This is a genomic window from Maribellus sediminis (assembly GCF_011799805.1).
Taxonomy (GTDB): domain Bacteria; phylum Bacteroidota; class Bacteroidia; order Bacteroidales; family Prolixibacteraceae; genus Draconibacterium; species Draconibacterium sediminis_A.
The window spans coordinates 462,656-485,439 of the sequence record NZ_WXUB01000002.1 but is presented as its reverse complement, the minus strand read 5'-3'; the positions used below and the strand labels follow the sequence as shown (position 1 = coordinate 485,439).

The 22,784-nt window shown below is 41.3% G+C and carries 11 protein-coding genes; all 11 read left to right on the top strand.

From position 1 onward, the window contains the following. Nucleotides 1-3: 3 nt before the first annotated feature. The 11 genes from HFD85_RS08495 (at nt 4) to HFD85_RS08445 (ending at nt 22,610) form a co-directional block, all read left to right on the top strand. Nucleotides 4-1,740: a DUF362 domain-containing protein gene (locus HFD85_RS08495; protein WP_167607693.1), complete on the top strand. Its 1,737-nt coding sequence runs from the start codon at nt 4-6 to the stop codon at nt 1,738-1,740. Between the two features lie 34 nt (nt 1,741-1,774). Further along, nucleotides 1,775-3,664, top strand: a complete 1,890-nt coding sequence (locus tag HFD85_RS08490) for a glycoside hydrolase family 30 beta sandwich domain-containing protein (protein ID WP_167607690.1) — start codon at nt 1,775-1,777, stop codon at nt 3,662-3,664. A gap of 4 nt (nt 3,665-3,668) precedes the next feature. Further along, nucleotides 3,669-5,021 (top strand): ligand-binding sensor domain-containing protein, encoded by a 1,353-nt coding sequence (locus HFD85_RS08485; protein ID WP_167607687.1) that lies wholly within the window; start codon nt 3,669-3,671, stop codon nt 5,019-5,021. Between the two features lie 18 nt (nt 5,022-5,039). Continuing rightward, nucleotides 5,040-6,338: an NHL repeat-containing protein gene (locus HFD85_RS08480; protein ID WP_167607684.1), complete on the top strand. Its 1,299-nt coding sequence runs from the start codon at nt 5,040-5,042 to the stop codon at nt 6,336-6,338. Nucleotides 6,339-6,810: 472 nt separating this feature from the next. Beyond that, nucleotides 6,811-8,196 (top strand): sugar porter family MFS transporter, encoded by a 1,386-nt coding sequence (locus HFD85_RS08475; protein WP_167607681.1) that lies wholly within the window; start codon nt 6,811-6,813, stop codon nt 8,194-8,196. 40 nt (nt 8,197-8,236) lie between these two features. After that, complete coding sequence (locus HFD85_RS08470; protein WP_167607678.1) at nt 8,237-11,572, top strand: DUF5107 domain-containing protein; 3,336 nt, start codon at nt 8,237-8,239, stop codon at nt 11,570-11,572. Nucleotides 11,573-11,592: 20 nt separating this feature from the next. Next, complete coding sequence (locus HFD85_RS08465; RefSeq protein ID WP_167607675.1) at nt 11,593-14,382, top strand: sugar-binding domain-containing protein; 2,790 nt, start codon at nt 11,593-11,595, stop codon at nt 14,380-14,382. A gap of 50 nt (nt 14,383-14,432) precedes the next feature. Next, on the top strand, nt 14,433-16,343 hold the full coding sequence (locus HFD85_RS08460; RefSeq protein WP_167607672.1) for a sulfatase family protein: 1,911 nt from the start codon (nt 14,433-14,435) through the stop codon (nt 16,341-16,343). A 27-nt stretch (nt 16,344-16,370) separates the two neighbouring features. Beyond that, on the top strand, nt 16,371-17,102 hold the full coding sequence (locus HFD85_RS08455) for an SGNH/GDSL hydrolase family protein (RefSeq protein ID WP_167607669.1): 732 nt from the start codon (nt 16,371-16,373) through the stop codon (nt 17,100-17,102). Between the two features lie 156 nt (nt 17,103-17,258). Next, nucleotides 17,259-19,685, top strand: a complete 2,427-nt coding sequence (locus tag HFD85_RS08450; protein WP_167607666.1) for a beta-galactosidase — start codon at nt 17,259-17,261, stop codon at nt 19,683-19,685. 57 nt (nt 19,686-19,742) lie between these two features. Then, nucleotides 19,743-22,610, top strand: coding sequence for a sugar-binding domain-containing protein (locus HFD85_RS08445; protein ID WP_167607663.1), 2,868 nt, complete (start codon nt 19,743-19,745; stop codon nt 22,608-22,610). Nucleotides 22,611-22,784 lie beyond the last annotated feature (174 nt).

Here is a 22,784-nt window from a genome sequence, read left to right as displayed (position 1 = left end):
GTAATGAAGGATAAACAACAAAAAAATCGATTGAAATTTCTTCCAGTATTTAACAAACTCGTACTTTTTGTAGTTGGATTTGGTGCCTTACTCTGGTTCTTAATACGTGTAATACCCAAGCCCAGCAGGGCTGCATATCCTTGCCAGCGGGCTGCTTTTCCGCTCGCCAGCGCTTTTGTGATGTGGTTGATGGCTGTTTTTGCCAGCTGGTTCGGTATTAAACATTTAGGCAAAATATTTTCAGAACACAGATGGATTGTTGTTAGTAGCTCAGTACTGGCTATCGTTGTATTGTCGTTTTGGGTTACAATTATTCCATCAGGTATTTACGAATCGGCTGCAGCCAAACCCGATACTACTTATATACCCAGCGATACACATTTTTCGCACAATTGGGTGCCTGGCGCTTCAAATACACCGGTTGGTGAAGCCAAAGGAATATTTCCGGGGCGAGTTGTAATGACCCGCAATCCGGAAGCAACCAAATGGGCAGGAAACTGGAATGTGGATGAAGACCAATGGTGGCTGGATAAGAATACTGATGTTGAAAAGGTCGGTGAAATGTTGTCTGTAACAGTTCAAAAAATTACAGGAACAAAAAATGACAAATCTGCCTGGAACAAGATCTTTGAGTACCACAATAAGAATTCGAGAGGACTCAAAAAGCAAGGTTATAAACCGGGTGAAAAAATAGCTATTAAGATCAACCTGAACAACAGTCCCAAAGGATTAAAAACGAATAACATGACCGATGCTTCTCCTCAGATGATACTTGCAACAATCAGGCAGTTGGTAAATGAAGCAGGAGTGCGAGAGAAAGATATTCTGGTATATGATGCCCGTCGGCAAATTTATGCGTATATGATTTCTTCTGTTTGGAAAGAATTTCCGGATGTTCATTTTGTGCAGGTAGCAAACCCAGAAAAAACTCAGCCTCTTAATCCTAAATATGGTGACTACACCGGACTTGATTCGGTTTTGTGGGTGCAGGGAGTTAGCTATTCAAAAGACGATATCAAAGAATGCAGGTTTATACCTGAGCAGGTTGTGAATGCAACTTACCTGATCAACATGGCAATTTTAAAATTGCATTCATATCCGTATAATTATATGGAAGTTGGTCTTGATGGACAAACCGCGCTTACCATGTCGAGCAAAAACCATTTTGGATCGATAAAACAACCATGGGAAATACATAAATATTTAAATACCCACGAGTTGGCAACTCCAAATTCGTATTCGCCTTTTGTTGATATTGAAGCTTCTCCAAACCTGGGAGCAAAAACTATTTTGTATCTATTGGATGGTCTTTACTGCGGAAGACGTTGGGAATGTTATCCCTTGCACTTTCCAAATCCTCCGTTTAATAATAAGGTGGATCCATACGAAAATCCCGAATGGCCGGCATGTCTGTTGGGGTCTTTCGATCCGGTAGCTATTCAGTCTGTTGGGTTGGATATTATGTATGCGCAGAGCAAGAATAACTTTGAAGCGTCGTACCACAATGTTCCGCGAATTGCGGTGCGCGAAAACGCAGATGACTTTTTAGTGGAAATGGCGACTCCAGAAAATCCACCTTCAGGGACTAAATACATGCTTAATGGTAAACCTATAAAAAGCCTTGGCGTATTTGAGCATTGGGATGATGATGCAACGATGCAATACTCCCGAAACATTGATCCGAAAAACGGGAAAGGAATTGAGTTTTTGTATTTTCAGTTGGGTAGCCAAACGAATTAGTTTTGAGAGAAATTTTTAAAAACATAGCTTTATCATGGACAATATATTCTCAATTAAAAAATGGCAAACTCTCGTTGTTTGTCTCTGCTTTTTATCAGTTGCCTTCGGGAACACAAAGGTTAAAATCAATGAGAAAGTAAACTTACCCAATTGGGAAGAACCTTCAGGAATGAGTGCCACCGATCTGTCTCTTGGTGTTGGTGAAATCGACCGGTCGGGCTGGGGGCATTATTCCCCAAATGAGCGTGCCTATTTTAATGAAGTATTGCCTTCTGTTTTCAAAAGAACCCTTGTGTTGGATTCAATCGAAGGAGACCGCGGGATAAAATGGATTTTTACCGGACCACGTGAGGGATTTTATATAGAAGTAGCCCAAAACAAATTGAGCTTTTACCATCAGTATTACGATTCTTTTGGTTTCAACGAAGGACTGGAGAAACTTCCGGGTTATCCGCAATCAAAGGCCGATACTATAGCCATTACTGCAGATGTGAATATTAAAGCGATTACGGTTGAAATGAATCATAAACTTGAGTTGCTGGTTTCATTAAATGGGAAAGAGGTCATCCGACAAACGTTCATTGAAGATATTCGCAGAAATCAAATTCACCTTACAGGTATGGAAGGTTCTCTATCAAGTCGGATACTGGAACCGGAAACATTAGAAGCGCAGGTTAAAGTCAATCCGAAAGCTACTTTCCAGAAAATGCTTGGCTGGGGCGGTATTGGTACGCCTACTGCCTACAATGAACTAAGTGAGGCCGGGAAAGTAAAATGGTGGGAATACATTAATGAATATAATTTGCTTTGTCAACGTGAATATCCGGTTGGCCGGTTGTTGCATAAAAATCTGGATAACTGGGATGACCTGAGTTTTGCAAAAGCACATTATTACGGCGATAACTTTCCGAATGGAGAAGTCAGTGACTTTGAATACAACGAAAAGATCCAGGAACTGGGCGGTTTTGTGATGTTAGAATTCTGGGATTTTCCAAGTTGGATAGGCAATAGTGAAAAAGAATATGCCCGCGCTATGGTTGGCTATTGTGAGGAAGCCGTGAAGAAGACCGGAAAAGCCCCAAGGATTGTAGGCATCCAAAACGAAGTACCAATGCCCGAAGAGAATGTCAAAAAATTTGTTCCGGAGTTGCGAAAAGAATTGGACAAAGCCGGGTTCAATGATGTGGAAATACATATGGCCAATGCAGGCAGAGTCAATCTTGCATTGCAAAGGGTAGGTAACTACACCAAAAATCCTGAAGTATGGGATTGTATCGATTATGGTGCGACCAATATGTACGATTATCAGGGCTATTTCACCAATCCCGATGGCTTTGATTCGCAGTTATTACTATGGGATAGTAAAGTAAACACCAAACCATTCCTTTCAACCGAGCTTTGTATCAACGATAAACGATATCAAACTGATAGTTATCGTATCGCATTAACGATGGGGCAATTGTATGATAAAAACCTGACATTAACGAATGCCGTTCTTATTGCTTATTGCTGGACCATTCTGAATGTTGAACAACCAAGTTATGGCGCATCCCGTTCCTTATTCGTTTCCAGTCCTGAAAATGGGTTTATGCCGGTTCCTTCAAGCAATCAACTAAGAGTATTTGGAGCTTATTCCCGAAGGATAAAGGAAGGAATGACGCGTGTTGATGTGGAAAATTCAAACAACGACCTGAAAATTGTAGCTTTTAAAGGGGCTAATAATTTGGGAACTCTGGTCGTTTTAAATCGGTCAGTTCATCCGGTCAACCTTGAAATTGATTGGAAAGGTATTCGATTTTCAGAAATAGAAGTGGTTGATCCATATTCGCCAAATGTCGTTAAGCCTTTTGAGGGAGACATAGTAAAAGTTCAACCCGGGGCATTTGTTACGATAACGAATGTCGCATTAAATCAATCAAATTGATACCATGATAAAATTAGGATTTTGGAAAATTATATTTATTGCTGTACTGGTTGGTCTGGTAGCTTTGCCAAACGCATACGCCCAGCAACAAAAGATAAAGTTAAAAGCATATCGTTATTCCGGCAATAAAAAAGACGATAGTATGTGGAGTGGAATGTACACGGCCAAGTCGGGGAAGATCTACATAGGACTGTGTACCCACGCTGATGCTGCCAATTTTTATGAATTTGACCCAGCCGGTGAAAAAATGGAGCATATCGCCGATCTTACCATTTTTAAAGGAGAACGGGGAGAAGGTATCCGTACCAGTGGTAAAATCCATGTAGTATTTGTGGAAGATAATGAGGGGAATATATATTTTGGTGACTTTTGTGAAGACAACGGCCCCGAAGCGATTGATCCTTCCAGTTATCGGGGCGCTCATTGGTTTAAATACGAACCCAAATCCAAAATATTAACCAATATTGGGATGATCAGTAAAAATTCGGGTTTACTGGGGATGGCTATTGATCAGGAGCGAAGACGTTTATACGGATTGGGAGAAGATGGTCATTTATATATGTTCGATATGGATAAACAAGTTACCATCGATAAAGGCCGGGTTGACGATTGGGATATTTGCAGGACCATTGTTGCCGACGACCTCGGTAATGTTTACGGAGCTTTTCCTGTAAATCGGGTGTGGAAGTACGACCCAAAGACAGACAGAACATATGATTTGCAGAATGTGCGTATTCCCAACGACCCGCGGGTGCCTCCGCGTACGATGTCAAATCCGCAAATTGACAGAAAAAATTTGTGGCGTATTCTCGAATGGAAACCCGATGAACGTGTTTTTTACGGAATAACCAATTCCGACAGTCGGCTATTCCGCTTCGATCCTTTCGACGGGGAAGAAGGAAATATTACTCCACTTTCTTTAATGTGTGCCGATCGTTATCTGGATGAAGATCCCAAAAAAATACCTATTGCTACCCTGGCATTTACCCTTGCGCCTGAGAATAAAGTGTTTTATGCGCCGGTAACCTCGGTGGGATTCGATTATTCCGCCGAATCTTGGGATGTTGTTAATGAACGGGAATTTACTTATAAAGTAAACAATGAGAGCCTTATCCCGCTATCGGTGCTGATAGAATATGATATTACATCTGGGATGAGACGCGAACTCGGGACGATGGAAACAGAAGACGGGAGAAAAATATTTGGACTTGGTGCCGCTGTATACAGCCCAATTGATAATAAGTTGTACTTCGCCGGTGCTGTTGAAGAAAAAGATCCAAAATATGTGGCCGGTCAGATTGACATGAAATGGAATTATTCCATGGCACTTTTTAGTTTGCCTGTTCCAACAGAATAACCGACAAAAAGAAAAACAATGAAAAGCATTATTTATATCCTCCTTAGTTTATTGTCACTTAATGGTGTTGCCCAGAAATGGGTAAGCCCGAATTACAGCAATCAATACCTTGATTACAGAGATTTAGGTTATCCCGGAGTTAACGAAATTGAGGCCGACAATAGCCGGATCTCAGCGCTGTTGGCAGGCGAAAACAATTATGTATTTGGCGCTACCAGTGGTAAACAGTCTTATCTTTTTTTATTCGACCCTTATATCAACAAAGTACGGCCATTGGGGAAGATACCGGAAACAACGGGAGTTTATCATACCATGGTTGCTGATGATGATGGAAATATGTATATCGGAACCGGTCTGAATTTATTGGATGAGATACCTTTGACACGTGATATACCAGGTGGTCACAGACAAATAGAAACACAATTGTGGAAAGATATTTTGAACTATCATTCAGGTTTTAGTGGTGGGCGAATCTTAAAATATAGTACCAGTAATGATGAAAAGGTGTTCCTGAATGACGATGATGCGATTGTTGAAGACCTGGGACTTGTGTTGCCGCAAAATTCGATCTATGCCCTAACTATTGATAAAGCGGAGAGCCTGCTCTATGGTATCACTTACCCTGAAGCTCATTTTTTTAAGTTTGATTTGAAAAGCCAAAAGACAACGGATTACGGTACAATGCTCGATACTTTGGTTTATTCAGGTCCGGAACGAAGCTGGCGCAGTGTTCCCAGAGCTCTTTTGTGTTTAAGTGATGGAAAAATATTGACCGCCGGTAACGATGGTTTGATCGTCCTGTTTAATCCGAAAACAGAGCAGTTTGAGAAAACCCATATGCGAATTCCGGGAGAATATTGGGAGTCGTGGAACTATATCGGCTACCCGGTTGTGGAGCAACTAATCAATGCAGGAGATAGCTTAATTTATGGTTCTACCAGCGATGGATTTATATTTAAGATTGATTTGAAATTAAATAAGCTGATCGATTTAGGAAAGCCACGCATATCAAGAAGGGTGCGTGCCATGTCACTTGGAAAGGATAATAACTTATACATGGTTTGCGGAGAGTTGGGGCAGCCCTGTAAACTATTCTCTTACAACACTAGTGGATTGGAAGGCTTCAAAAACTGGAGCTATATTTCAGTCGATCGTAGCCCTTACTATGAAAAAAGGGCTTACCAATTCGATGCAATGACTATTGGTAATGATGGATCAGTTTTTATTGGTGAGAGTGACCGCCGGGGAAAGCTGTTCATTTTTATTCCGGGGGCAACAATTTTCAAAGGAGAATTGAATCCCAAAAATCCGAGATAAGTTGCCAATATCATTTAATTCAAGAGAAAATTAGTGGGTTAACTTTATTTGTCCTTTGTCTTATAAGCGGTCCATATTTAGTTCATCGATAGTAGAATCGTTTTACATCATGTAAAGAATAGTATTTTCAGTATTTCTTGAAAATCAACTGCGATAATTCAAGTGACGTTATCCTGATGTTTGGGTTAAATGGTTTGATAATTAGTGTTTTGTGTGTTTGTTTAATAGCAAGATTGTTTCTGTGTGAAATATTTCAGATCACAGGATTGTACAAAAGTAAACATTATTGTCCATTTCTATAATATGGCTGCTGCTGTACTTTTGTAATGGATTTATTATACCAATAGTGAACTACAAAAGAATAAAACTGATGGCTAAAAATTATGGAAGTTGCCTGGTGTATTGGATTCCCAAACGTTCAGTTTAAACTTTAGTGATTGAAAAATAAAAAATCAACGATTTAAATTTAACAATGCAAAAATTAAACACAAAGTACATATTTACAATCTCAATGGTGTCGGCCATGGGAGGTCTTTTGTTTGGATATGATTGGGTAGTAATTGGCGGTGCCAAACCGTTTTACGAGCAGTTTTTTCATATCAGCCAAAGTCCTTTTTTGCAGGGATGGGCAATGAGTAGCGCACTGCTCGGATGTTTGATTGGTGCTTTAACGTCAGGCGCTTTTAGCGATAGATTGGGACGAAAAAAACTACTCATATTCTCAGCTTTTCTGTTTACGCTCTCCGCAATAGGAACGGGAGCAGCTAACAATTTTACACCATTTATTATTTATCGTATTTTAGGAGGTGTTGGCATTGGTCTGGCGTCCAATTTATCGCCAATGTACATTGCCGAAGTTTCGCCTGCAGCAATGCGTGGGAAGTTTGTTTCATTGAACCAGCTGACCATTGTAATAGGGATTCTTGGAGCTCAGATTGCCAACTGGCAAATTGCTCAACCTGTTCCTGAAGGCGCAACCGCCGCTGAGATTCTGGCGTCGTGGAACGGACAAATGGCTTGGCGCTGGATGTTTTGGGCCGAGACTTTACCGGCAGGAGCGTTTTTTCTATTAATGTTTATTGTGCCTGAAAGCCCAAGATGGTTGGCTAAAAATGGCAATGAAAATAAAGTGCTGAGTATTCTCGCAAAAATTGGTGGTGAAGAATACGCCCAAAAAGAATACAAAAGCATTCACGAAAACCTGGTACACGATGCAGGAAGGGTGAATTTAAAATTCCTGAATTCCCCGGGCATGCGCAAGATATTGTTAATAGGTATTGTTATCGCTGCTTTTCAGCAGTGGTGCGGTATCAACGTTATTTTCAATTATGCGCAGGAAGTATTTGCAGCTGCCGGTTATGGAGTTTCCGACACGTTATTCAACATTGTGGTTACCGGAAGTGTAAATCTGGTATTCACGTTCGTGGCTATTTATACGGTTGACAAATTAGGCCGCAGAATGTTGATGATAATTGGTGCAGCCGGGCTGGCCGGAATTTATGCTTTAATGGGGGCCGGATATTATTTCCATGTTACAGGCTGGCCTTTGTTGCTCCTGGTGGTTTTGGGAATTGCCTGTTATGCCATGTCGTTGGCACCGGTTACCTGGGTCGTTCTTTCGGAAATATTCCCGAACCGGATTCGTGGTGCTGCCATGTCGTTTGCAACGGCAGCATTGTGGATTGCAAGTTTCCTGTTGACCTACACATTCCCGTTGCTAAATTCAGCATTTGGTGCCTCAGGTACATTCTGGTTATACGGACTTATTTGTGCTGCCGGCCTGCTGTTTATATTCAAACGATTGCCGGAAACAAAAGGTAAATCGCTGGAAGAAATTGAAGAGGAAATTTTGAACTAATGAGAATTGAGATTTCATTAATAGAGAAAAAGAATAGAAGATGAAGCAAGTAAAAGCTTTTAAACAAAACCTGGTAATCCCAACCTACGAATTGGGAAAATCAGAAATTAATCCCGTATTCTTTGAAAAAAGAGTTTACCAGGGATCATCGGGAAAAGTTTACCCGGTTCCGTTTATCGATAAGGTTTACGATCATAAAGTGGATAAGAATTACCAGGCAGCAACTCTTGAAAACGACTTTGTGAAACTGGTAATGTTGCCCGAAATCGGTGGACGAATATTTGAAGCACAAGATAAAACCAATAAAAATTACAACTTTTTTTACCAGCAGAAGGTGATAAAACCGGCGCTTGTTGGTTTAGCCGGTCCGTGGATTAGCGGAGGGGTAGAGTTTAACTGGCCACAGCACCACCGCCCGGGAACTTATTTGCCAACCGATGTATATATTGAAGAAGAAGCCGATGGAGCGAGAACAATATGGATGTCGGAATACGATCCGATGTACCGCCTCAAAGGCATGCACGGAATTCGTCTACGTCCCGAAAGTGCATTAATTGAACTACGCGGTCGCCTCTTTAACCGCACGCCGTTAACACAAACCTTTTTGTGGTGGGCAAACGTAGCCGTTGAGGTGCATAAGGATTACCAAAGCTTTTTCCCGCCCGATGTACACTATGTGGCCGATCATGCAGTTAGGGCACAGAGTAGCTTCCCCATTGCTGAAAACGATTATTACGGAATTCCTTACCACGAAAGACCGGGTAAAAACGATCTGCGTAACTACGATAATATTCCGGTGCCTACCAGTTACATGGTATGCGATACAAAATTCGATTTTTTTGGAGGCTACGATTTTAAAGCCGATGGCGGATTTATTCACGTAGCTAATCGACATATTGCTCCGGGTAAAAAACAATGGACCTGGGGAAGTGAAGATTTTGGTCGCGCATGGGACCGTGAACTGACCGACGAAGGCGGACCCTATTTCGAGTTGATGGCAGGTGTTTATACCGATAATCAGCCAGATTTTACTTACCTGCTTCCATATGAGACAAAAACCTTTTCTCAATTTTGGTGGAGCTATAAAAACCTGGGGCCGGTGCAAAATGCCAATAAAGACTTGGCTATCCGTCTTGAGATTCAGCAAGGAAACAGATTGGACTTGGGTGTTGCGGGCAGCCGTAAATTCGAAAACCTTCAATTCATTCTAATTATTGGAAACGAGAAGAAAGTTTTTGAAAAACAATCGATATCTCCTGAAAAGCCCTGGAAAGATACTTCAATGCAAATTGAGGCAGGACAGGAGAATTCAGTTTCGTTAATTGTGCTTAATGAAACGGGAAAAGAATTAATCGCATATCATCATCGCGAATTTAGCAAAGAACGAAACCGCAAGGTGGCATTCGAGCCAAAACAACCCACCGAAATTGAAAGTGCCAACGAGTTGGAACTAATTGGCGAACACCTGGAGTTGTATCGTCATCCTACACGTTACCCGGAATCCTATTGGAAAGAAGCCATCAAAAAAGATCCGAAAAGTTACAAATCATACATGGCTTTAGGCCGGGTTGAGCTTAAAAACGGCAAGTTCGATGAAGCGGAAAAGAACTTCAGAACGGCGATTGATATTATGACCACTTATCATCCAAACCCGGCATCTGGCGAGGCGCATTACTTCGGTGGTTTGGCTTGTTCTTTACAGGGCCGAAAAGATGAAGCTTACGGATTGTTCTACAAATCGACCTGGAACTTCGAGTGGCGTTCGGCTGCCTATTATCAGCTTGCTACGCTCGATTGTTTGAAGTCGGATTATGAAACCGCTTTGGAGCATCTTGAAGCATCCTTAGATACAAACCGCCAGAATAATAAAGCATACATTTTAAAAGCTGTAGTTCTGAAAAATCAGGGTGAAACCGCAACAGCAGAAACTGTACTGACAGAATTGTTCAAAACTGATGCGCTTGACCAATGGGCTAAATTTGAAAAGACAAGCTTGTCGGGTAACTACGATGAGTTTATCGAATCATCAAGAAACGATGCACAAACCATAATTGATATCGCTTTTGATTATGCCGAAGCCGGTTTTTACCAGGAAGCTATTGATGTGATTGAGTTACATCATAAAAATGAAGTTCCGGATTGTGCTGTTCCAAATCCAATGGCAAAAACAGTAATGACTGAGTTTGTTTTGGCCTGGATCTACGAATTGAACGGCGAAAACACCAAATCGGCTGAGATTCTGGAAAAAACAAAGTCAGCGTCTTACGACTATGTTTTCCCATCACGTTTATACGAACAGTTGGTGTTGGAATGGGCATTACAAGTTGATCCGGAAAATACGATTGCAGCTTTCGGTTTGGGTAATTACTTTTTCAATTTAAAGAGACATAAAGACGCAATAGGTGTGTGGGAAAAAGCCGCTGAAGCCAATTGTGACTACGGAACACTCTACCGCAATCTTGGAATCGCTTATTGGAATACCTTTGAAGATGGCGACAAAGCGAGAAAGGCTTTCCTGAAAGCGGTAGAACTGGCTCCAAACGATATGCGTATCCGTTACGAATTCGACCAGTTGCGTAAAAAGCTGAACGACAATCCTAAACAACGTTTGGAAGATTTGTTGCCGATTAAAGACCAGATAACAACCCGCGATGACTTTTCGGTAGAACTGGCTGCGTTATACAATTTTAACGGTGAATACAGCAAGGCGTTATACCTGCTTGAAAACCGAAATTTTCACCCGTGGGAAGGAGGAGAAGGTCAGGTTTTACGACAGTTTACTTACGCTTGCTTGAAGCTAGGACAACAGGCCTTGCAAAACGGAGATGCTGAAGCTGCTTTGGAGTACTTTAATAAATCGGTGAATACACCTGATAATCTGGGTGAAAAATACCATCCGCTACAGGCAGTTGCACACATTAATTACTGGAAAGGAATGGCACTGAAAACGCTTGGGAAAACAGAAGAAGCCAAAGCACATTTCCTTGAAAGTAAAAATGAAGAAGGCGACTTTATCGATATGGCTGTGAGTGCTTATTCTGAGTTGTCGTACTACAAAGCCTTGTCGATCAACGAGCTGGGCGAAAAAGTTGAGGCTCAGAATCTATTGGCTGATATAAGAAAATTTGGTGAAACCAAATTGAACGAAAAAGCTCAGATCGACTATTTTGCAACATCGTTACCACTGCTACTGGTATTCGAAGATGATATCCAGAAACGAAATACCATTGATGCAAAATACCTGATTGCTCTTGCTCACGTTGGATTGGGATCGTATGGAGATGCGATAGATAACCTGAAAGATGTATTGCAGTTGAATTCGATGCATGTGGGTTCAAAAGATTTGTTGGAACAGCTTACTACTGAAGTTGCGTAAAAATTTGAAAGGAGTTTCATATGAAATTGTTATATCGTTTTTTAGTATTAATTGTAGCCGCGGGATTTGCAAGTTGCTCAAAAACTCCGGTTAATGAGATTAGCCTGGAGGGAGAATGGAGCGTTGTACTTGATTCTTTAAATGTTGGTATTGAAGAGGGGTGGGCGGAACAAAATTTGCAAGGAAGCACAATCCAATTACCCGGAACTTTGGATGATGCCGGTCTTGGGAAAGAAAATACCCAGCTGCCGGTTATGGACAACAGCGTAATGTGGGGACTAACCCGCAAACACCAGTACATTGGCGCTGCCTGGTATCAGAAAGAGGTTAATATACCTGCCAATTGGAAGGGGAAAAACATTGATTTGGAACTGGAAAGAATTATTTGGGAATCGAAGGTATTTATTGATGGACTTCCGATTGGAAGACGTGAAAGTTTAATTGCACCACACCGGTACGACCTGAGTGAAGTGCTTACACCCGGAAAACATACTATTACCATTCGTATTGATAATTCCAATTTCTATCCGCTTATAAATGTTCAGGGGGACAAGTATCTCGATCCTGTAAATCAGGATATGGCGCATGCCTATACCAATCATACGCAAATAAAGTGGAATGGTATAATTGGAGATATTAAGCTGGTTGCATCCGCGATAAAAAAGATTGAAAATATTCAGGTTGAAACAAATGTACAGGCAAATTGGATTCGGGCGGTTTTTCAAAATCATAAAGCTGTTGAAGCAAATTTGAAGTATGTGATTTCTGACGCCGGTGGAGAAGTAATTGTTGAGGATAAAATTCCAAGTGATGTTTCACTGATAGAAATTATGAAACCAGAAGCATTAAAATACTGGGATGAGTTTAACCCTAATTTATATGATTTCAAGATTATTGCTGAAAATGAAATGGGCATTGATACAACAACTGTTCGTTTTGGATTTAGGGAGATTCGGAAGAACGACGGCGTGTTGGAATTAAACGGTAAACGTATCTTTTTGCGAGGAAACCTGGAGTGTGCGATATTTCCGTTAACAGGTCATCCGCCGATGGATAAAACCGGATGGAATCAACTCATTTCACAGGCGAAAGCTTATGGTTTGAATCATTTACGCTTTCACTCGTGGTGTCCGCCAAAAGCAGCTTTCGAAGCAGCTGACGAAGCCGGGTTTTATTTCCAGGTAGAACTGCCACACTGGAGCTTACGCTTTGGCGAAGACCAAAAAACAACGGATTTCTTATTGGAAGAAGCCGATAAAATTTTGACTGAATATGGCAACCACCCATCGTTTGTTTTAATGGCACTGGGGAATGAGTTGCAGGGCGATGCCAGCTTGATGAATACTACCGTTGAAGATCTAAGAAAAAAAGACTCACGTCATTTATACATGACTACTTGTTTTTCGTTTCAAAAACCTTTGGGTGTTGTTGCCCAACCGGAAGATGATTACTTTGTTACCCAAAGAACTGATAAAGGTTGGATACGCGGACAAGGGATATTTAATTCACAATCGCCAAATTTCGACGAGGATTATACAGCTAACAGCGAACATGTACCGGTTCCGTTAATTTCACATGAAATTGGACAATACTCGGTATATCCGGATATGACCGAGATTGAGAAATACTCAGGTGTATTGAAGCCGCTTAACTTTATGGCCATTCGTAATAGTTTGGAGGCAAACGGTTTGCTGAATATGGCAGATAAACTCACTTATGCATCGGGAAAACTGGCGGCCATTCTCTACAAAGAAGAAATTGAACGTGCCCTGAAAACTCCGGCTTTCGATGGATTCCAATTACTGCAGTTGCAGGATTTTCCGGGGCAGGGAACCGCATTGGTTGGTTTGTTGAATGCTTTCTGGGAATCGAAAGGTGTTATTAGTGCTGATGAGTTCAGACAGTTTAATTCTGAACTGGTACCACTCATTCGTTTCGAAAAAGCAGTTTATGAAAATGATGAAACTTTTAAGGCTTCATTAGAGGTTGCCAATTTCTTTAAGGAAATGAGCGGACAAACGCTGGATTGGTCAATTACTAACGAAGCCGGCGAAACTGTGCATTCGGGAACTGAGAACAATATCGATTTACAATTGGGTAACAATGGTAATCTGGGCAATATTGAGTTTAAGCTTAATGCTGATAAAGCTGAAAAGTTAATGATCAATGTAGCATTAAAAGGTACTGATTATAAAAACAGCTGGCCGGTTTGGGTGTATCCGAAAGAGGTAAAAGTTAACTCTGATAAAGTAGTTGTAACAGCCTCGTTACAGCACGCTAAGCAGGAATTAGAGCAAGGAAATACAGTGCTGCTAAATCCTGATTATAAAAAGCTGAAAGGAATTGACGGCCGTTTTGTGCCCGTGTTCTGGAGCCCGGTTCATTTCCCGAATCAGCCAAGTTCAATGGGCTTGTTGATGGATGAAGATCATGCTGCTTTTAACGATTTTCCAACCGATGAATATACTGACTGGCAGTGGTGGGATTTGTGTATCAGGTCTAAATCATTGGTTGTAGATAAAATGGACGTAACGCCAATCGTACGGGTAATCGACAATTTTGTAACGAACCACCATCTTACTAATGTTTTCGAAACAAAAGTAGGAGAGGGCAAACTGGTTTATTCTTCCATCGATTTAATGAATAATCTCGATGAGCGTCCCGTGGCGCGTCAGTTGCGCTCAAGCCTGTTAAAATACATGGAAAGCGAAGCATTTGATCCTTCCGGATCTGTGACTATCGATGAGCTTGATTTTGCTAACAATACGGCACAAAAGCAATTTGAGGCTTCGGATATATATGAAGATTAGAATGGAGACTATTACAAGCGAAAAACAATAAAATGATCAACGATAATACGATGAAGAAGAACAGATTAATAACGATTAGCCTTGCCCTGATTTTATCTTTGAGTTCTGTTGTCGTTTGGGGGCAACAAAAACCAAACATTCTTTGGATAACTATCGAAGATACATCGCCTCAGTTTATAGGGTGCTACGGAGATAAAAATGCCAGCACACCTGTAATCGATAAACTGGCAGAAGAAGGAATCCGGTTTAGCAATGCATTTTCTACCGGAACAGTTTGTTCTCCCAGCAGAAGTACAATAATAACCGGGGTTCGGACTTATGCCATGGGTACCGGAAATCATCGGAGTAATTATTCGATCCCTGATTTTATCCACGGTTTTCCGTATTACATGCAAAAACAGGGATATTACGTAAGTAATAACTTTAAAACAGATTACAACGTTGGCAATGTAAAACAATTTACCCAGGAGGCCTGGAACGAAAGCTCGAATAAAGCGGGTTGGTGGAACCGGAAATCCGGACAACCCTTTTTCGCTGTTTTTAATTTCAACGATTCGCACCAGTCACGCACAATGACCAATTCTTACGAATGGTACCTGAAGAATGTGTGGGAACAGCTACCTGAAAAAGACCGGATTACAGAAGATGCATTCGATATGCCGCCGTTTTACCGTGATACTCCTGAAATGAGAAAACACTTTGCGCGTGTTTATAATTCAATAAAATTAACCGACAATCGGATTGGCGATTTATTGGCAAAACTTGATAAAGACAAGCTGCGCGACAGTACAATTATTTTCTGTTATGCTGACCATGGCGAGGGCATTCCCAGAGGCAAAACCAATGGAATCAATCTTGGATATCGCGTACCATTTATAATCTGGTTCCCCGAAATGTATAAACACCTTTCTCCCTGGGGAACTGCGGGAGTGGTGAGCGACGAATTAATTGACTTTGAAGACCTGGCTCCAACTTTAATAAGTTTGGCGGGTGGGGAACGGCCTGACTATCTGAAAGGTCGGGTGTTAATGGGAAAAGAGCGGTCGAAGCCGGTTGAGTTTCTTGCGCTTTCCTCCGACCGGGCAGACAATGGCCCCGACATGGTGCGAAGCATTACCGACGGGAAATACATTTATTCACGGAATTTTACCCCCTACATGCCACAATTGCGTTACATCCGGTATGTCGATATTGCAGATATTACCAACGTAATACGTCGTGATTTTCAGGATAAGCAATTAAACAGTCTGCAAGAAAGTATTTTAGAAGAGCGTCCTGCCGAGTTTCTTTTTGATATTGAAAATGATATTTGGGAAACCAGAAACCTGGTGAAAGATCCGAATTACAAAAATGTTTTAAGCCGGATGCGTAAGCAGTTGGATAAAAACATACTAAAAACTCGCGATGCTCATTTCCTTCCGGAATATGAAATTGGACTGATCTCAAAAAATGGAACAGCTTACGAATATCGTTTGGATAATACTAAATATCCGATTAAAGAGATTTATGCAGCGGCATCGCTTTCAGGCCACAGGAGCAAGGAAATTGCCCAAAAACAGGTTGCCTTGTTAAGTAACGGAAATAAAATTATCAGGTACTGGGCCATAACCGGTTTGCATTCTCAGCCCCGGGAATTTTTGAAAGATTTCGATGCTGAAATTATCCAAATGATGGACGATGGATACCCACCTGTGGGAGCTACGGCAGCAGCAATTGCTTATCAGAATTTCGATAATAACGCAGCCGAAAATAAGCTAAAAGAATATTGTGAAAGTGAAAACATGGACATTGCCTTAATGGCGATTAACCATTTGTTGTACGTGGAAAATAAAGAACCTTTTATTGAAACCATAAAAAAGGTTTACCAAATGCCTGGAAGAAATTACAATGTTAAAGCAGCATGTCTGGATTTTATGGGGATACTAAACTTAGTTCCCAACGATTCAGAACACGAAAGCTAAAACAACTTCTTAATAAATAGTAATAAAATGAAGATATTGATAACAGGATTAGTTGTGTTTTTGTCGTTGGTTTCTGTGTATCCCGAAAAATCGTCAGCACAACAAACGGCCAACGAAAAAGATTACCTGGCCGAATTAAAAACAGAGTTGAAGCTAAAATGGCCCAATAACAGGACTGTTAATGTGGTGTTTCACGGGCACAGTGTTCCGTCAGGTTATTTCAAGGCGGGGCGTGTAAATTCATTGGCAGCTTATCCACATTTATTCCTGAAATTTCTAACCGAGAACTACCACTATGCGGTAATTAATTGCATAACTACCTCCATAGGCGGCGAGCAGGCCGAACAGGGGGCGAAACGTTTTAAAAATGATGTACTCTGTCTGAAACCCGACTTGCTCTTTATCGACTATGCCTTAAACGACAGAAGCATTGGGCTTGAACGGGCAGAAGTGGCCTGGCGATCGATGATAAAAGAAGCTTTGGATGCCGATATTAAATTGGTGCTGCTTACGCCAACGCCCGATCTGAAAGAAGATATACTGGATGAAAATTCGCCGCTTGCCGGGTATGCAAAAATGATTAAAAAGCTGGGGAAAGAAAATCATATCCCGGTGATCGATGTGTATTCGCAATTTAAAAAACTAAAGAAGGATGGTAAAGACCTGGCAGAATACATGAGTCAGAATAACCATCCGAACGAGCTGGGTCACCAGGTTGCGGCACAGGAGATTATAAAAGAACTTTTTAGTGAACTATAATGAAACGTAAAGCACCGAAGCAGCGGTGTATTGTATTTTTTAGAAAAGTGTATATGAAACGAACATGAATTTTTATTCTTCAAATTCACAAATAAGAAGAATAAAAATTCGTCGAGAGTTCCATCGAATACAAATGAAGTAAACAATTTTAATGAGATGAAACGAGTTATACTTTTGGTTCTGGTTTTCTGTTTAGGACTGCCAACACTATGGGCGCAAAACAATTATGAAATTGATATTCGCTCGCAGGATAACAGCATTAAAACCGGTCACCTGGATTTGGGTGGAAGTAACCCACGCGGAGATTCAATTTCGGTGAACAATCGTTACATCGAGTTAAACCAAAAACCATTTTTCCCCATTGTTGGCGAGTTTCATTTTTCGCGTTATCCCAATCAGTATTGGGAGGAATCGATATTAAAAATGAAAGCGGCCGGATTAAATGTGATTGCAACCTATGTTTTCTGGAACATGCACGAGCGCGAAAAGGGTGTTTTTGATTGGGAGGGCGATTTAAACCTGAGGCGTTTTATTGAGCTGTGCGAGAAACATGATGTTTATGTCATTGTTCGCATAGGGCCGTTTTGCCACGGCGAAATACGAAACGGAGGTTTACCCGACTGGCTGTACGGGCAGAACTTCGATGTCCGCTCCAACGATCCTGAGTATTTATTTTATGTTGATCGCCTGTATCAAAACATTGGCAAACAGTTACAGGGGATGTTGTTTAAAGATGGCGGTAAAATCATCGGAATTCAGCTTGAAAACGAATTTCAGCATTCAGCCGCTTCGTGGGGAATCCATTACCCGGGAAGTCCAAAGGAATTTACTTCGGCACGCCGTGACAAGGAAATTACACAGCTTGGGGTAGGTTCAGGAATTAATAACAAATTTGCCAATTATGGCAAAAACCACATGAATACGCTGAAGCGTTTGGCTAAAGAAGCCGGCCTCTATGTTCCGATTTATAACGCAACCGGTTGGGGAAATGCTTCAATTGTTGAAAACGGAAGTATTCCCGTGATGGCGGCCTATACCTATCCAACCTGGACCAATTGTGTGCCGTCCAATTTTTACCTTTTCAAAGATATTCACAAGAATCCGGATTACTCGCCTGTAAGTTACAAGCCTGAAGATTATCCGTCTATTTCCGCTGAATTAGGAAGCGGTATAATGATAACAAACTCCCGCCGTCCGGAAGTACCCTATGAAAGTCATGTGCCTCTAATCGTTCGTATACTTGGAAGTGGTTCAAACGGAATAGGTTACTACATGTTTCACGGCGGCTCAACACCACAAATCGACAATGTATTCTACAGCGAAGAAGTTGGAGGCCTTCCAAAAATCAACTACGATTTTCAGGCACCCATCGGCGAGTTTGGGCAAATCAGGCCTTCGTACAACTACCTCAAAAACTTACACTTGTTTTTACATTCGTACGGCGAAAAGCTGGCTCCAATGGGAACTATTCTTCCCGAAACCAACCGGCAAATTGAAAAAGAGAACACCGAAATATTGCGCTATGCAGTGAGGGCAAAAAACAACAGCGGCTTTGTTTTTATGCACAATTATCAGGATCATATCGAAAATTCGGATTTAACCGACTTGAGTGTCTCCATAAAAACAGCAAATGCTGCCATCCGCATTCCTGCTGAAGGTGGATTTACATTGAAGAAAGACGAAAGTATTATCATGCCATTCAATCTGGTTCTTGGTGGTGCCAATATTAGCTACGCAACCGTTCAGCCTCTTACTTCCTTTGAAAATAAAGGAAATGAATATCATGTGTTTTTTACGGTTGACGGAATAAAACCGGAAATAGTGTTTTCGAAACTGGACGATAAAATTGAAATGACGGGCTGCAAAAGAAGCAAAGGCAGTTCAGGAGATAAAATAACATCCAATTCCGAAATTTTCAGTTTCAGTTTCAAAAAGGCTGATGGCAAAACTGTAAACTTCCTGGTTATTCCACGTGACATGGCTAACCAGGCCTGGCTTTTTAACAACCAACTGTTGTTTACCAAAGCAACTGTTACCGATAATCTTGGAACATTCAATATTTTCAGCACCAATGAAACAAATGTGGCTCTGTCATTTTATCCTGCGGTTATAGGAATTCCCAATGTAAGCGGTGCAAAGATTGCTAAAATGGAGCCTATTGCAGAAAACATGTCATCGTATAATATTGAATTTAATGTGGTCAAACCAGCCATAGAAATTATGCGAAGCGACGACAGGCATGCAACCGTTCAGGTTGATAAGGAAAGTCTTTCAGGTTTAAACGATGTTTTTCTGAAGGTGAATTATATTGGAGACCGGTCGATGGCTTTTATCGATGGAAAACTGGTTGCCGACCATTTTTATTACGGCTTACCCTGGGAAATTGGGCTACGCAAATTTGGTTTTGATTTAAAGCCGGGCAATTTGCAGTTTTTCTTTCATCCACTTCATAAAGATGCGGAATACATGATTGATTTGGACCAGGAAAAGCTGTTTGGTGATGGCACTCAAAAGCGGATTTTAAATGTTGGTGACATCGAAGTTTTACCAGAGTACAAAGCAAACATGACGATCAATCAATAGTTTTTTAAAAAATAATCGAAATCAGATACTATAAAATAGATTACAAATATCAGAACAATGAAGAAGTTTATAGCGCGCTTTAGATTAATAAGAACAGGATTGTTGCTCACTATTGCCATTGTTGCAATAAGTTGTTCCAAACCAGAGCAATCAGAGTTGGATTTATCCGGTGTATGGAATTTTAGTATGGACGAACAAGATGCGGGAGTAAACGATAAATGGTTTGCCAAAGATTTATCAGATACCATTGTTCTGCCCGGTTCAATGACCTCTAATGCTAAAGGCAATCCGGTGGGTTACGACACAAAATTCACTGGTAATTCATGGAAGGAGTATGCCGATGGAAAATCGTGGTACGACGATCCAAATTATAAGCCTTATTTAAGCGATGATGAGTTTTTGTATCCTTTTTGGCTGATTGCTGATTATTATTATACTGGTGCCGCCTGGTACCAAAAGGAAATTGAAATCCCTGAAAACTGGGAAGGACAGGATGTTGAATTGTATTTAGAGCGCTGTCACTGGGAAACCCGGGTTTGGGTAAACAACGATTATGTCGGGATGAACAACGCTCTGGGTGTTCCGCATCGTTACAATATTGGTTCGGAGCTTCAGCCGGGTAAGAACAGGATTACAATTTGCGTTGATAACCGGGTGAAAGAGATAAAGGTTGGTGATGATGCACACAGTGTAAGCGATAATACTCAAAGCAACTGGAACGGGATTGTTGGCGATATAAAGTTGATCCGAAAAGATGATTTGTCGGTTGCCGATGTGCAGATTTTCCCTGATGTGAAGAATAAAAGTATTCGTGTAGAAATCGGGATAAAAAACGAAACGGGTGGCGCGCAAACCGGTAAATTAAAACTTTCTGCCAAAAGTACTTCGGTAGATTCTCCTCAGAAGTTGTCGAAAAAAAGTACTGAATTTGAGTTGAACAGCACGTCAAAAACAATCACGGTTATTTACCCGATGGGCGATGATGTTCGATTGTGGGATGAATTTAATCCGAATTTGTACGAACTTACTGTTGAACTTAATTCCGGAAGTTACAAAGACGAACACATCGAGACTTTTGGAATGCGCGATTTCCGTACGGAAGGGAAAAGCTTTGTAATTAACGATCGTCCCGTATTTTTAAGGGGAACGCTCGAATGTGCGATTTTTCCAAAAACAGGCTTCCCGCCAACCGAGGTAAAGCCTTGGGAACGGATCATAAAAATCTGTAAGGCGCACGGACTGAATCACATCCGTTTTCATTCGTGGTGCCCGCCAAAAGCTGCCTTCGAAGCTGCCGATAAATTGGGATTCTATTACCAGGTTGAGGTTTCGGCCTGGGCAACAATAGGAGATGGTGCCCCAATCGATAAATGGATTTACGACGAGAGTGAAAGAATGGTAGCAGAATATGGCAACCATCCATCGTTTTGTATGATGCCTTACGGAAATGAACCAAGCGGCAAAAACCATCGGGAATACTTAACAGATTTTGTAAAATTCTGGAAAGCAAAGGATACGCGCAGAGTTTACACTACCGCTGCCGGGTGGCCAATTATTCCCGAAAGCGATTACCACAATGTTCACAGTGGTACACGTATCCAGGGCTGGAATCAAAACCTGAACAGTATCATTAACAGCCAGGCGCCGCGCAGTGATTACGACTGGGAGAAAACAGTGGCCAAATTAACCGCACCGATGGTGAGCCACGAAATAGGGCAGTGGTGTGTATATCCCAATTTCAAGGAAATACCAAAATACGATGGTGTTTTAAAAGCTACCAATTTCAAAATTTTCAAACGAAGTCTCGAAGCACATGGAATGCTCGATCTTGCCGATAGTTTTCTGAAAGCGTCGGGGAAATTGCAGGCCTTGTGTTACAAAGCTGATATTGAAGCCGCTCTTCGAACAAAAGGCTTTGGTGGTTTTCAGTTACTCGACCTGCACGATTTCCCGGGACAGGGTACCGCGTTGGTAGGTGTGCTCGATCCGTTTTGGGACGAAAAAGGATACATCTCGCCCGAAGAATTCAGCCAATTCTGTAACGAAACAGTTCCGCTGGCAAGATTCAAAAAAATGATTTTCACGAGCGATGAAAAAGTTGAATGCGAAATTGAAGTGGCACATTACGGCGAAAAGGAACTTCAATCGGTTGTTCCTTCGTGGCAAATTGTTGACGCGAAAGGGGATGTAGTTAAAAAAGGTCAATTAACTGAAACAAATATAAGCTGGGGCAATTGCCAAAAATTAGGTTCCATCAGCGAGAACATAAATGTTGAATCTGCTGCAAAGTATCAATTACAGCTTACTATTGCCGGATTTATAAATACGTGGGATTTTTGGGTTTATCCGACTGAGTTACCAAAAATTGAAGATGATATTTTGGTTGTTTCAAGCTTAAACAAAGCGGCTATTGCGACTTTGGAAAAAGGTGGCAAAGTTTTACTGACAACAAAAAAAGGAAGCATAAAAGAAGGTAAAGGTGGCGAAGTTGCAGTTGGTTTCTCCAGTATCTTCTGGAATACCGCCTGGACAAACGGACAACAGCCGCATACCCTGGGAATTTTGTGCAACCCCGAACATCCGGCATTGGCTGATTTTCCAACTGAATACCATTCCAACTGGCAATGGTGGGATGCCATGAGCCACTCGAATGCGATTTCGCTTGAAGATTTCGAGATTAAACCGGAACCTATTGTTCGAATCATAGATGATTGGGTGACCAACAGAAACCTGGCACTGATTTTTGAAGCGAAAGTTGGCAAAGGCAAACTGGTAATGGCCGGGGTTGATTTGCAATCAGACCTTGAGACTCGTCCTGAAGCACGACAGTTATTATACAGCCTGAAAAGCTATATGAGCGGAGAAAAGTTTGATCCGCAAACAGAACTTCCCTTAAATGAAATTGAAAGTCTGTTTTTAAAGTAAAGCAACACAAGTAAAACATGCGTAGTTATAAGTTTATTTTTTTATTCTCACCGTGCTGATATCAACTGTTGTAAGAGCCCGGCAAACTGTTAATTTTGATCTCAGCAAAAAGGGAAAAGTGTACGAAGGAATTGGAGCTTTAAGTGCTGGGGTTTTCGCCAATTTAGTAATCGA

Coding starts and splice junctions, on each gene's coding strand:
- HFD85_RS08495 (WP_167607693.1), top strand. CDS start 4: ATGAAGGATAAACAACAAAAAAATCGATTGAAATTTCTTCCAGTATTT.
- HFD85_RS08490 (WP_167607690.1), top strand. CDS start 1,775: ATGGACAATATATTCTCAATTAAAAAATGGCAAACTCTCGTTGTTTGT.
- HFD85_RS08485 (WP_167607687.1), top strand. CDS start 3,669: ATGATAAAATTAGGATTTTGGAAAATTATATTTATTGCTGTACTGGTT.
- HFD85_RS08480 (WP_167607684.1), top strand. CDS start 5,040: ATGAAAAGCATTATTTATATCCTCCTTAGTTTATTGTCACTTAATGGT.
- HFD85_RS08475 (WP_167607681.1), top strand. CDS start 6,811: ATGCAAAAATTAAACACAAAGTACATATTTACAATCTCAATGGTGTCG.
- HFD85_RS08470 (WP_167607678.1), top strand. CDS start 8,237: ATGAAGCAAGTAAAAGCTTTTAAACAAAACCTGGTAATCCCAACCTAC.
- HFD85_RS08465 (WP_167607675.1), top strand. CDS start 11,593: ATGAAATTGTTATATCGTTTTTTAGTATTAATTGTAGCCGCGGGATTT.
- HFD85_RS08460 (WP_167607672.1), top strand. CDS start 14,433: ATGAAGAAGAACAGATTAATAACGATTAGCCTTGCCCTGATTTTATCT.
- HFD85_RS08455 (WP_167607669.1), top strand. CDS start 16,371: ATGAAGATATTGATAACAGGATTAGTTGTGTTTTTGTCGTTGGTTTCT.
- HFD85_RS08450 (WP_167607666.1), top strand. CDS start 17,259: ATGAAACGAGTTATACTTTTGGTTCTGGTTTTCTGTTTAGGACTGCCA.
- HFD85_RS08445 (WP_167607663.1), top strand. CDS start 19,743: ATGAAGAAGTTTATAGCGCGCTTTAGATTAATAAGAACAGGATTGTTG.